6 protein-coding genes are annotated in these 12080 nt (G+C 45.1%); all 6 read left to right on the forward strand.

Going from position 1 to position 12080, the window contains the following annotated elements:
* The first annotated feature begins 86 nt into the window (after positions 1-86).
* The 6 genes from addB to AC0VYQ_RS04000 all read left to right on the forward strand — a co-directional run bounded on the left by addB (position 87) and on the right by AC0VYQ_RS04000 (position 11988).
* Positions 87-3524 carry a helicase-exonuclease AddAB subunit AddB gene (gene addB, locus AC0VYQ_RS03975; RefSeq protein ID WP_475404288.1) on the forward strand — a complete coding sequence of 1146 codons (3438 nt, stop codon included), beginning with the start codon at positions 87-89 and terminating at the stop codon, positions 3522-3524.
* The gene (addA, locus tag AC0VYQ_RS03980) at positions 3521-7072 is read left to right on the forward strand and encodes a helicase-exonuclease AddAB subunit AddA (RefSeq protein ID WP_475404289.1); all 3552 of its coding nucleotides are present in this window, start codon (positions 3521-3523) and stop codon (positions 7070-7072) included. Before addB ends, addA begins: the two co-directional genes overlap by 4 nt.
* A 318-nt stretch (positions 7073-7390) precedes the next feature.
* Entirely contained in the window at positions 7391-7768 is a 378-nt protein-coding gene (locus AC0VYQ_RS03985; RefSeq protein WP_029332854.1) for a response regulator, read from the forward strand.
* Positions 7749-10289: a HAMP domain-containing sensor histidine kinase gene (locus AC0VYQ_RS03990; protein ID WP_475404290.1), complete on the forward strand. Its 2541-nt coding sequence runs from the start codon at positions 7749-7751 to the stop codon at positions 10287-10289. Before AC0VYQ_RS03985 ends, AC0VYQ_RS03990 begins: the two co-directional genes overlap by 20 nt.
* Before the next feature lie 88 nt (positions 10290-10377).
* A complete protein-coding gene (locus tag AC0VYQ_RS03995) occupies positions 10378-10758 on the forward strand; it encodes a DUF1516 family protein (RefSeq protein ID WP_088836487.1) in 381 nt (126 codons plus the stop codon).
* 231 nt (positions 10759-10989) lie between these two features.
* A complete protein-coding gene (locus tag AC0VYQ_RS04000) occupies positions 10990-11988 on the forward strand; it encodes a class I SAM-dependent methyltransferase (RefSeq protein WP_029332857.1) in 999 nt (332 codons plus the stop codon).
* Positions 11989-12080 lie beyond the last annotated feature (92 nt).

Consider the following 12080-nt stretch of genomic DNA (forward strand, 5'->3'; position numbering starts at 1 on the left):
GTAGAAAAATATAGCTTCAAAAACGGACGTTTGTTCGTGTTTTATGAGATAATGACGTATACAAAAACGAGCTAAGGGAGGAACTGATGACCATGAATCATATGCACCTCGGTCGTGCCGGAACCGGAAAAACCACAAAATTAATAGAGACTGTAATCAATGAGCTCGAGGAGCGACCACTTGGAGAGCCGATTTATTTTATCGTCCCCGATCAAATGTCATTTGAGATGGAACGTCGAATTGCGACGGATGCCCGCCTATCTGGATTAGTACGGATGGAAGTCATGAGTTTGCGGCGCTTTGCTTTTCATATCATGCGGGATCATGGCAATCAGGCGATTCCGTTTTTAGACGAGACAGGGACACAGTTGTTATTACGTCAAGTCGTCGAAGAAGTTGAAAATGAGTTAAAGATTTTCAAACGGACAAAGAATATGCCCGGGTTTTACAAGGGGCTTGATGAACTGATCGCTACGTTCAAACGTTCGCTCGTCGCTCCAGACATGTTACGTCAAATTAGCGGACTTTCTCCGGAACGCTCGCCGAAACTAAATGATTTAGCTCTGATTTATGAGCGGTTCTCAGAACGCATCGTGGATAAAGCGCTTCATGCAGATGATTACTATACAACGTTACTCGACTTGTTACCGACAGCAGGTCTTGGTAATACACAGTTCTTTATTGATGGTTTCTATGAGTTTTCGTTACAGGAACAACAGGTGTTGCTTAAATTGATGGAACTAGCAAAAGAAGTGCATATCAGCTTTACAATCGATGTGAGCGATCCCTATGCGAAACAGACGGAGTTTGGGGTCTCCCAACGTTGTTATATGCAATTGCTCGAACAGATGCAAGACCGACAGCTCGAGCATGAAGAGGTCCATTATGAACGGACGATTAAGTTCAAGTCGGAAGGACTACAAACATTAGAACAATCATTGATGAGTCCTGCCTATCCTCCTGTCGATCATGAAGTGGACGGGGTCACGGTGACAGCTGCCGTCAATCGCCAAGTTGAAACGGAAGCCGCTGTCCGCCAGGCAATCCAACTCGTGCGCGAGCATGGTTACCGGTTCAATGAAATTGCTTTTATCGTACGACATCTTGAACCGTATGCGGATCATTTAGAACGTGCGTTTCAGCTCTATGATATTCCGTATTTCCTTGATAAGCGGGAAACGATGATTCATCATCCGATTGTTGAATTGATTCAGTCTGCTTTAGAGCTCGTCGTCGCCGGTTACCGTGAAGAAGCAGTCTTTCGTTTGCTGAAAACGGAATTGATGCCACTCCCGGCAGATGACCAACGGCTCGCGCTTGATCGATTAGAGACATTTGTCTTAGAACGTGGCATTAAAGGCACGATGTGGCAAAAGCCGTGGCAATTGAAACGACGCTTAACGGATGAGGTCAGTCTGACGGCGGAGGAACTCGAAGAAGAGGATGAGTTAAACCGGATGCGTCAATTCGTCGTCGATGCGATTACCCCGTTACAAGACCGGTTGAAGAAATCAAAAACAATGAGTGAACATACGCGTTCACTTTATCAGTTCCTTGAAGAACACCAGTTGACAGATCGGCTGTTCAGTTGGAAACAAGAGGCGCTCGAGCGCAATGAGCTCAGTCATGCCCGGGAACATGATCAAGTATATGAAGCGGTCTTACATTTACTTGAACAACTTGAAGCGGCAGCTCCTGAGACGGAACTGTCGACAGACTTATTCGTACAAATGGTCGAAACCGGACTTGAGAGTCTGCGCTTCTCACTCGTCCCGCCATCGCTCGATCAAGTCATCGCGACGGATTATGTCCGGGGGCGTTTACAACGAGTAAAAGTCGCATTTTTACTCGGCGCGAATGATGGTATGATTCCGTTCGTCGAAGACCAGTCGAAACTACTGTCGGAAGGAGATCATGATTTCCTTCATAATCATGGAGTTCCGGTCGGTAAAGCGTCACTGGATGTCTTTGATGACGAATTATACTACCTGTACCACGGAGTGACGGCACCGAGCGAGGCATTGTACATCAGTTATGCCCTCGTTGATGAGGACGGGAAGGCATTACAACCAGCCTCCATCGTGAAACAAATCAAGTACCAATTACTGCAAGACCGTCCTGTCAAAACACACTTCGCAGAAGCAGGAGAGCATGCACCAAATGATCAATTCGATTTCGTAACTGATCCCGACCGAGCGGCGGCTGCGACGGCAATCGAGTTACGCCGTTTACAGCGCCGGTATCCGATTCAATCGTCATGGTTTGATGTCTACAATGCATTGCTCGAGAATGGTCAAGGACGAGAACGAATGGCGTTACTCGTCGATGCGTTATTTTATCAAAACCGAGCAGATGAACTTCCAGACGACTTAGCACGTTCCCTTTACGGTGACAGCATCAAGGCGAGTGTCTCTAGATTTGAGACATATAATGCGTGTTCCTATAAGCACTTCGCACGGTATGGGTTACGTTTGAAGGAACGAAAACTGTATAAATTCGAGGCACCCGACATTGGAAATCTATTTCATGGCGCGTTAAATGATTTGTCCGTCAACATCAAGGAGTCCGGCAGAAAATGGCGTGATTTAGATGATGCATCGTGCACAGAACTTGCGAAAAATGCCGTGGAAAAAGTGACACCAGACATTCAAAATGCTATTTTGATGAGTTCGAATCGGTTCGGATACATTCAGAAAAAATTAACGGATGTCGTCGAACAAACGGCGAAGATGCTCGTCAAACAAGCAGAACGGTCTGACTTCGAACCTGATTTATTTGAAATCAGCTTTGGGAACGCGATGTTCCCGCCGTTACGGTTTACACTGCCGGATGGAACGGAAATCGAATTCACTGGTCGAATTGATCGAGTCGACCAAGCGACGATTGGTGACCAATTGTACGTCCGGATTGTCGATTACAAGTCGAGTGCCCGAGCGCTTGATTTTGCTGAAATTTATTATGGTCTTGCGATTCAGATGTTGCTCTATTTAAAAACGGTCGTCGAACAATCAGAAGTCTTATTTAATCAACAAGCGAAACCAGCAGGCGCCCTGTACTTCCATGTCAAAAATCCGATGTTACGAAGTGATTTGTCGGCGGCTGAAGAAGAACGGAATCGTTTATTGCTCGAATCCTACCAGATGCAAGGTGTGATTGTCGAAAATGATGATGTGTTACGGGCGATGGATCAAATCGCGTTTGATGAACGGAAAAAATCGCCACTCGTCAAAGTGACGTTTACGAAGACAGGGCTGCATAAATCACATACGAAAGGGGTCGTCAAAGAAGCGGAACTGAACGCGTTGATGGATCATGCCTGGGACGAATTGAAAACAAGCAGTGCCGAGATGTACGCGGGAGATATCGCCATCGATCCGTTCGACTATCAAGAGCGAACACCGTGTACGTTTTGCGAATACCGTTCGGTCTGTCAATTCGACGAATCGCTCGGGAACAGTTATCGTCAACTGGACCCTTTATCTGAAAAAGAAGTATTGGACCGACTGAAGGAGGAAGAGGAATGAGCGTCAATTGGACGGATGAACAACAACAAGCAATCGATGCGCGCGGAGGACACATTCTCGTTTCGGCAGCAGCCGGTTCAGGGAAGACCGCCGTACTCGTTGAACGGTTGACGCAACGCGTCATCGATCAGGAAGATCCACTGACAGCAGACCGGATTTTAGTCGCGACGTTTACAAACGCTGCCGCAAAAGAAATGAAAACGCGTGTCATCGAGGCGATCGAAGCGAAAATCAAAGAAGCCCCAGACGATATCTATTTGAAGAAGCAGCGTCAGATGATGAACCGGGCACAAATCACGACGATCCATTCCTTCTGCTTATCAATCTTACGGGAAAACTATTATCGAATCGGACTGGATCCGGCTTTTCGAATTGCGGATGAAGCCGAATTATTGTTGTTACAAGATGATGTACTGGAATCGGTCTTTGAAGAGTTTTACGCTGCCGCCAATCCGGCATTTTATGAATTGATTGATAGTTATACTTCAGATCGGGACGATCAGGCAATGCTCTTTCTGATTTCAAACTTGTACCGGTTTTCGCGTTCGCTACCAGATCCAGACGGTTTTTACGAGCATCTGCTTGCACAATACGACCAGCCGGTTGATCCCGATGAATCTTCGTTGCTGACACGACTCCTTGAATTAGAATGGCAAAAAATCGCACCGATTTTAGAACGTTACCTTGAGCTCTCCTATCGTTTGCATCAGTCCGGCTATACAGAAATGGCGGAGCTCCTATTGCGTGACATTGAACCGTTACGCCGCATTAATCCGGCGACTGACCGTTGGACGACGGTCGCACTGGCATTCCAAGCTGTCGAGTTCGGACGCTGGAAAAGTCCGCGTGGGGATGAGGCGATTAAAACATTTCAAACGGAACGGACGCGTCTCGTCAGTGATTTGAAAAAGCGTCAGGAGCTATTCGTTCAAAAAGAGGGTGTCGACTACCTCGAAGATCTTCGGTCGCAACTTGGACATGTCGAGATGATCGTGACACTTGTCCGAAAGTTTGCTGAAGCCTATCTCGAAGCCAAACAAGAACGGGGGCTTGTCGATTTTTCCGATTTGGAACATTTTGCTTTAGCCGTTTTAGAAGAAGACGGGGCACCGACCGATGTCGCCCGCTTGCTTCAAGAACGCTTCGTCGAAGTGCTCGTCGATGAATACCAAGATACGAACGAAGTGCAAGAACGTATCTTGACGTTAGTCTCCCAATCAGACGAACAAACAGGGAATCTTTTTATGGTTGGCGATGTTAAACAATCGATTTATAAATTCCGTCATGCTGAGCCGGGACTTTTTCTGGATAAGTTCAAGCGATTCCGGCAAACAGATTATGGGACACGAATCGATTTGACGAAAAATTTCCGGAGTCGTCTTGAAGTCCTTGATGGGACGAATCATATTTTCAGACAAGTGATGGATGCCGCCGTCGGTGAGATCGATTATGACGACGCAGCCTATCTACGGCTCGGGAATCTTGGTTACTTTGAATCAGAACAAGTCGAACCCGAGTTGATACTAATCGATCAACAAGATGAAAATAAGGAAGAATTAGAGGCGCGTGCCATCGCAACCCGAATCATCGAGATGGTCAATGAGGATAACCCGTACCTCGTGTTCGATGCCAAACAAAAACGTTTTCGCAAATGTGAATATCGGGACATCGTCGTGCTCGTTCGTTCACGTGGGAAACGTGTTCAAGCGCTCGTTGAAGTGTTTGAACAATATGAGCTACCGGTATACGCGGACACGACCGGCGGTTACTTCCAAGCAACGGAAATTCAAATCATGATGGCATTATTAAAAACGATTGATAATCCGTTACAGGACATTCCATTCGCGAGTTTACTCCGGTCGCCGATTTTTGGTCTGACCGATCGCGATTTAGGACGGATTCGTGCAAAATCGAAGGATACGAGTTTTTATGAGGCTGCCGTCCATGTCGCAGGCGAAGCGACACCACTCGGGATTCGAGTCGATGAAGCGTTACAACGTGTCAACCAATGGCGGACAGAAGCCCGTGGGAAGTCACTTGCCGCACTCATTCGCTCACTGTTTGACCAAACCGGGTATTTCGAATACGTCGGATGCCTTGCAGGAGGACGAAGTCGTCAAGCGAATTTGAATGCGTTATATGAACGTGCAAAACAGTATGAAGGAGCAGGATATCGGGGGTTGTATCGTTTCCTACGACTGATAAATCGTTTAATTGAGCGTGGCGAAGACTTTTCCGAAGCTCGTTCACTAGGAGAAGACGAAGATGTCATTCGCGTCATGACGATTCATCAATCGAAAGGGCTCGAGTTTCCGGTGACGATCGTCAGTCAACTTGGCAAACAATTTAATAAACAAGATCAAATCCAAGCCATTCAATTACACAAAACGTATGGGATTGCGCTTGACGCGATTGATCCAATCAAACGCTTGCGGTCAGGTACATTGTTAAAAGAGGTCATTCGCCGTGAGATGGATCGTGAAATGAAAGCAGAAGAAATGCGGGTTCTTTATGTCGCGATGACCCGAGCAAAAGAAAAGTTGATATTAGTCGGTTCAATCAAGGGATTAGATGAACAGTTGTTAAAATGGCAAGCTGCTCCACCTGACGAATTATTGTTGCCGGAAATCGATCGTCGTAATGCGAAAACGTATGCAGACTGGGTAGCACCAGCTGTACTTCGAAACTTTATGTTACAAGAAGGAGAGCAACAATGGGCATTCCGGATCATGGAATTGAACGAAATTGCGCCATACCAAGAAATTTCGACGATGATTGAACAGTTGGAACATGTTCGTCAACTCGAAAAAATCGACCGACCTGAAAATCAAGCATTTAAAGCACGGATTGAAGAAAGTTTTTCATACCGTTATCCGCATCAAATCGCAACGGAAACGGCAGCGAAGCAAACCGTGACTGAACTCAAACGGACCGAACAACTGGAGCGGGCAGCGTTTGAAGCGACAGAACGCCAGGCGACGTATTACCGGACTCCACAGTTCTTAGGCCCGGTCTTGACGGGAGCAGAACGCGGGACTGTCTTACACTTAGCGATGCAACTTTATGAAGCGGATTTGCCGCTTGCTGAACAAATCACGAAGTGGGAGACAGGTGAACGAATCTCAGAACAAGAAGCTTTGACGATGCGTGATGCACAAAATCAGCTCGAGACGTTCCTGGCGTCAAGCATCGGACGATTATTTGAGGATCGTTTACGGACGGGAGACGTCTATCGTGAACTTCCTTTCACGTACAAAATCGATGCCTCACGTTTTCGTACGGATTGGCATGGTCCCGTTGATCAAGCAGTCATGCAAGGGATTGTCGATTGTTTAATTCGAGACGGGGAGGACTATATTCTTCTCGACTATAAATCGGACCAAGTCTTTGAAATGGGTGCTGATCAAAACCCAGCCCAAATTTTACGCGAACGGTATGCAACACAGTTGAATTTATACCAAGAAGCGCTGGAGTCGATTTTAAATATTTCAATTTCGCAGAAATTGATTTATGCATTTTCGTTGCAACAGGTGATTGAAATTGACTGACTAGGTAAACGAAAAAAACTGTTATCTACTAATTGTACTTTGTCTACACGAGACCTCTAGAAATAGGGGTCTTTCGCTAATACTAATGTGTTGGGACACGAGTGCTCCTGACAGCACCCAATACCTGCATTTTAGTCTTGATAAGTGTTGGAATTGTTTTTACTAGAGTGACTAGTGCGAGCTTTTACGTTTTTTTGTTTAGAGACGTGTGAAAAACAAAAGTCACCCGAGTGATTTCCATTTCCTATTGTGAAGGAACTGTGTAGAATGAATAAGGTATGGATTAAGATAAGTGGATACATTTAGGAGGAATTATAGATGGCACGTATTTTATTAGCAGAGGACGAAGACGTATTACGGATGTTGGTCCTTGATACGTTAGAAGATGAAGGGTATACGATCGATGAAGCGACGGATGGCGACGAAGCCTACCAAAAAATCATGAGTCAGCATTATGATCTTGTATTACTTGATTACATGATGCCTGGAATGACAGGGATTGAAGTTATCGAAAAAGTACGACGTCACCCAGATAAGCAACAATTAAAAATTATGATGTTAACGGCGAAAAGTCAACAATCGGACCGTGAGCGTGCTGAAGAGATCGGGGCGAATTACTTTTTCTCGAAGCCCTTCAGTCCGTTAGAGTTGATTGATGTCGTAGGAGGAATATTGAGTGATCATCAAGTGGATTAATCGAAAAATCGGACGCCAATTGATGGCTTCCTTTTATGTCGTTTTAGCTACGCTGATGATTTCTTCTTTGGTCGTCTACAACTATACGGACACAAGGTTACAAGATACCCGCGCGAAGCTTGAAGATATCAGGGATCGTAGCGCCCGGGCCGGTGCACTATGGGAAGAGTGGCAAGACCTTCAGTTTAATATGCGTGGTTATGCGTTAATGGGGGATGCCACCTTATATGAAAAAATCGCTGCGCAACAAACAACGATTGATCGTCAAACACGGTGGTTCGAAAAAAATGCGATTTATGAGCAAGGAAAAGTCTATGCGACATCTTCACGCGAATTGTATAGCTATTACTTCGATTCGGTTTTGCCGCTTGTGCAGTCCTATGTAAAAGGTAAAAAAGATGGGGACGTCACAGAGACTTTTCTTCGCGGGACGACTTTAACAAATCTTCCATTAGGGAAAGAACTTGTCGCGGATGGAAAAATTTCATTAGATGACGCAGGCAATATCGATGTCCTCTCGGAAATCGATAAAAGTGAGTTGGCACTTGGAGGATACCGTGAATTTCTTGATGAGTGGGCAGAGAGAACGAGCCAGCAGTTAGGACAAGAGATTCGAACGACACAACTGATTTGGTTGTCGAATATCATCGTCGTCATTGCTGTGTTGATTTTCTTTATCTACCCGTTCATTCGAAGAATCACCTCTGAGCTTTTAGGACTCGTTAAAAATAGTCAGCGCCTTGCAAATGGAGAAGACATTTCGAACATTCAAGTCCCAAAACGAAAAGACGAAATCGGAATCCTAGCTTTGTCATTCAATCAAATGGCCAGTTCAATCTCAGAAAATAAACAACACTTACTTGCAAAAAACGAAGAACTGCAAGCGCAACAAGAAGAACTGCAAGCACAACAAGAAGAACTGCAAGCCCAACAGCAAGAACTAGAAGAAGCGTTAGAACTGACGATGCGAAATGAACAGCATCTTCAATACCGAAATGATTTAACAGAGACGCTGGCGGCTCGGGAAGCATTGACAGCCTATCCGGAAATTATCGAAAAACTTGTAGCGATTACAGGTTCAGAAATCGGTGCCCTCGTTTTCGTTGATGAAGGACAAAGTTATTCTGTCGTCACGCATGGTATGACGGAGCAATTGACGGAACAATTGCTAGGTAGCGATTTCTCATTGTTGAAGCGAGCAGATACTTTGAAAAAAGCAGTCCATTCGTCTAAACAAGTATCGAGTAATCACCCGTTGCCCTACCCGTACTATATGTATGAGACAGCAGTACCGATTTTAGATCCGTCATCGGATGAAGTGATTGCTTTCATCTATCTCGTTCGTTACCGCGACCAATTTACAAATGAACAAATGCGGGATGTCATGTCGTTCTCACGTCAATTGTCACTCTCCCTATTACGGATGCGGTTATTTGATGAGATGAACAAAGAGAAAACGAAAACTGAACGTATTCTCGATTCGATCCGTGAAGCGGTCATTTACATCGAACCCGGTAAAGAAGAGGTCTTCGTCAATCAGCCATTGTATGATCTATTTCCAGAGTTGCGCTATGGAGCGAACGAAGAAGTCGAGACACTTGATTTCTGCCTAGAAGCAATTCATTCCATCGTCGATGACCAAGCGACATTTTCACAGTACGTTGAAGCCGTTCTAGAAGGAGATGTCCCGACAGAAAGTCTTCAATTCTCAATCCGACAACAAACGGTCTTCATTCAATTTTATGTCGAGTCGATTGAAATCCTTGGTGTTCACAAAGGGACGATGCTCGTCTTGCGTGACGTGACGAAAGAGACGGAAATGGATCGACTGAAGTCGGAGCTTGTTTCGACGGTTTCGCATGAATTACGGACACCGCTATCGTCCATCTATGGATTTACGGAGTTGATGTTGAATCGAGATATCGATACGACCCGTCAAGATAAGTATTTGCAGACGATTCACTCCGAGACAGAGCGCCTTGCCAATCTCGTCAATGATTTTCTTGACGTACAACGGATGGAATCGGGGACACAGTCGTATAAAAAAGAGCCGCTTGATTTGCGTCTACTCCTCGAAGAGACGACACAATTTTATGCAGCATCGACGAAAAAGCACACGATTTCTTTCCGGGCGATGAGTGAGGCACTTCCGCTCATAGAAGCAGATGAAGAAAAGATGAAACAGTTGATGAATAACCTATTGAACAATGCCGTCAAATATTCACCGTTCGGTGGAAACATTGACGTGACACTGTCGATTGAAGAACAACATGTCTTGTTCGAGGTCCGTGATCAAGGGATTGGTATTCCAGCGGCAGCACTCAACCACTTATTCGAGAAGTTTTATCGTGTCGATAATTCAGATAGCCGTAAAATTGGCGGGACTGGACTTGGACTCGCGATCTGTAAAGAAATCGTCACGGGTCACGGCGGAGAAATTCAAGTCGAGTCCATCGAAAAACATGGAAGTGCGTTCATGGTTAAACTTCCATTACTGGTAGAACGTGTGACGATTTCTTGAATAAATGATATGTTACGAAAATAACCCTATATCTAGCAGGGGAAATCAGCTACCATGAAATAGGAACTAGAAAAAGGGGGAAATCATCATGCCAATCACTGCTTTTGTTCATACCCATGTTTTACTATGGGTGTTACTACTCGTTGCGTTCTTTGTCGCCTTTTCAATGTATAAGAAGGGGAAGCCTGCAGCTAAAGGAATCCATATGGCCTTTCGCCTCTTATTGGTGTTAACGTTTGCGACAGGATTGTATCTGTATATCCAAATTATGGGGATGTCTGAAAATCCGGACGGTTTATACCATGCAAAAATCACCGGTGGTTTATTGTCACTCATCTTGGGTGAATTGACATTAGTTCGACTGAAAAAAGGAAAATCGTATTCTGGGTTCTTGCTCGGATTTGCGGTGCTCATACTCGTGACGATTTTCTTAGGATACTCGTTACCATTCGGTATGGAGTTCTTCTAATTCACTGTCCGGTTGAGAGTCGACCATCATTGTGTTCCGGCACAGCGATGGTCGACTCTTTTTATTTTGCGTTTTCCCGCCTCGATCGAGGAAAACATCGAAAAGAATGCTGTTATCTCCCGATAGCACTTTGTTTACAGTCTGAAGCAAAAGTTTAATGCGTTTTTTTTGTTTACAAGTTGTTGTTATTTGGGAAAAGGGATGTATTACGTGGTAGAGAGGGGAACGCTTGTGGCACAGTTGAAAGAATGGACAAAGGTTTTTCGGGCGAGAAAATGGATGAAACGAGCGGAACCGGTTTTACCATTATGGCATGGATATATTGGGTATAAATATGGGTTGTTCGATGTCTTAGGTGCTGGTGCAACACAAGCAGAAGCGCAAATACGACTGAAGCAACCGCTCACAACAGAGGCGTTATCGCGTTGGTTCGAGGTTGGTCTGGCAGTCGGACACCTCAAAAAGAAAGATTTACGGTATACGGCAACACGGCACGTCCTTCCAGAACTTTCGAAAGCAGATGACCGTAGTATCGGCTTCATGTTATCAGAACTGATGGAACTTCATTTGCCGGCTTTATTTTCCTATCCGCAATTTTTAGAAGATGGTCAACAGAAGACCTTTAATGGAGAGGAACACGGAGACATTGTTGCTGAGACGTCCGCACTTGTCGAAACGGTTGCTTTTCCGGCAGTACGTCATATCATTCGAAATGAAAACGTCACGTCCTTACTTGATATCGGATGTGCGTACGGAGGATACTTACGAAAAATCCATGAAGCCTTACCGGAACTCCGTTTGGCTGGAATTGATATCGAAGAGTCTGTCATCGCTGAAGCGAAGCGACGCGATACGACAGGAGAAATTGATTTTGTTGTCGGAGATATTAAAACCTTTGAAGTAACGGAAACATACGATGGTGTCATGATGAACAACATTCTTTACTATTTTCCGAAGGAAGAGCGACTCCGTCTCCTCGAAGGTGTCCGTCGCTTCGTCAAGGACGATGGAACAGTTATTCTTGTCACACCACTTCGGGATAGTGAATACGGGGCGCCGTTCTCAGCTGCCTTTAACGCCTTCATGACGTTACACGAAAATTTATATCCGCTTCCTGGAAAAAAAGAATTGACTGAACAATTACATGCAGCCGGTTTTGAAAATGTATCGATCACACCATTTTTGAAAGAAGGAGCTTGGTATATCGTCACTGCAAACGCCACTTCCTAATCGGAAGCTTGGCGTTTTTACAGTTTGAAGGCACTTTAGATTTGTGGGCATAGTATGTGATTAGTATAATAGTTAAAACGACCAGAGAGAAA

This window comes from Exiguobacterium sp. QJM3NY_9 (assembly GCF_056173545.1).